Raw genomic sequence first — 1,638 nt, 5'->3', positions numbered from 1 at the left:
ACTTCGAGACGCTCGTACCTCGCTCCTCAGCGTGCGGGCTGCTTCGCGGCCGCCTTGGGGCGGGAAAGTGTTGCTGCTGGGCGCCGGTGGGGTGCATGGTGGAGATAGGTGGCGCTGGGTTTGTCTTCCTCGATGTGTTCCATGGAGCCTGCACAGCCCGTTCCTCAGCTTGGTGGATGAGAGCCCTTGTCACGGATGTGGGACCGTGGATTGTTGCTTCGAGCACGAGTATGAGAATTGAACATTTATCCCATGGCTCTCCTGCCCAGCGCTGACCGGTCCCTAGCCCACGCTGTCGTGAAGGGAGGCTGACGGGTTATGGATGTGATTCATCCGCGGTGTTGCGGGATCGACATCTCGAAGACCGACGCGAAGGTGTGTATCCGGGTCCAGAAAGGGGCCCGGGCAGCTACCGAGGTGACAACCTGGGCGGCGATATCGTCGAGCATCCTGGAGTTAGGTCGCTACCTGATCGACCAGCAGGTCTCACTGGTAGTGATGGAAGCCACCGGCGACTATTGGAAACCATTCTACTTCTTGCTCACCGAGACCGGTGTCGAGGTGATGCTGGTCAACCCACGTCACGTGCGTCAGATACCTGGCCGTAAAACGGATGTCGCGGACGCGGTGTGGTTAGCCGATCTCGGCGCCCATGGGCTGGTACGGGGCTCCTTCGTCCCGCCTAAACCGATCCGTGAGCTCAAGGATCTGGTACGTGCCCGCACCATCTTGATCCGGTTACGCGGGCAGGAAGCCCAACGGTTGGAGAAGCTGTTGGAATCGGCTGCGATCAAACTGTCGTCGGCGATCTCCGACATCCTGGGCGTCAGCGGTCGCAGGATGCTGGAAGCCATGATCGGTGGTATCGATGACCCCAGCACGTTAGCCGAGTTCGCTCATCGAGGGATCAAGGCCACCAGGCAGGAGCTTGCTGAAGCGCTGACCGGCCGGTTCACCGAGCATCACGGGTTCCTTGCCCGGGTGCATCTCGACCTGATCGATCACTACACCACCCAGATCATGGCTGTTGATACCCGGATACAAGACCGCTTCACCAACCATGACCAAGGGCAGACATCGGAACCTGGTCCGGGTGAGTTGAGTGAAGCTCGGGAGCTGTTATCCACGATCCCCGGGGTATCGACCACGACCGCGGAGCGCGTTATCGCGGAGATCGGGATCGACATGAGCGTGTTCCCCACTCCCAACCAGTTGGTGTCCTGGGCTGGTGTTGCTCCCGGTATCAACGAGTCCGCAGGCAAGAAGAAGACCAGCCGCACCAGGCCCGGGAACAAGCACTTGAAGGGAGCTCTTGGGATAGCAGCGTTGTCCGCGATCCGCGCCAAGGACTCCTTCTTCCAGGCCCGCTACAAGCGGATATGCTCCCGCCGCGGGCACTCCAAAGCGCTGGTCGCGATCGAGCGTTCCATGCTGACCGCGATCTGGCACATCCTGACTCACAAGCAGCCCTACCGCGACCTCGGCGCAAACTACTACGCCCACCGGCGGCCCGGCATCGCGATCCGCAACGCCATCAACCTACTCCGAAACGCCGGCGTCACCGTCACCTTCCCCAGCCCCACAGAAGCGGTGGTCACCTAACTTTCGTATGAGCACCCGGAACGAGCCCCGAAGCCG

At 61.2% G+C, this 1,638-nt stretch carries 1 protein-coding gene; it reads left to right on the top strand.

From position 1 onward, the window contains the following. Nucleotides 1-318 precede the first annotated feature (318 nt). On the top strand, nt 319-1,602 hold the full coding sequence (locus P0D62_RS18930) for an IS110 family RNA-guided transposase (protein WP_275704079.1): 1,284 nt from the start codon (nt 319-321) through the stop codon (nt 1,600-1,602). The last annotated feature ends 36 nt before the right edge of the window (nt 1,603-1,638 follow it).

It is taken from the genome of Tessaracoccus caeni (assembly GCF_029211185.1).
Lineage (GTDB): Bacteria > Actinomycetota > Actinomycetes > Propionibacteriales > Propionibacteriaceae > Arachnia > Arachnia caeni.
The sequence above is the reverse complement of the archived record's forward strand: the minus strand, read 5'-3'. Positions and strand labels throughout refer to the sequence as shown.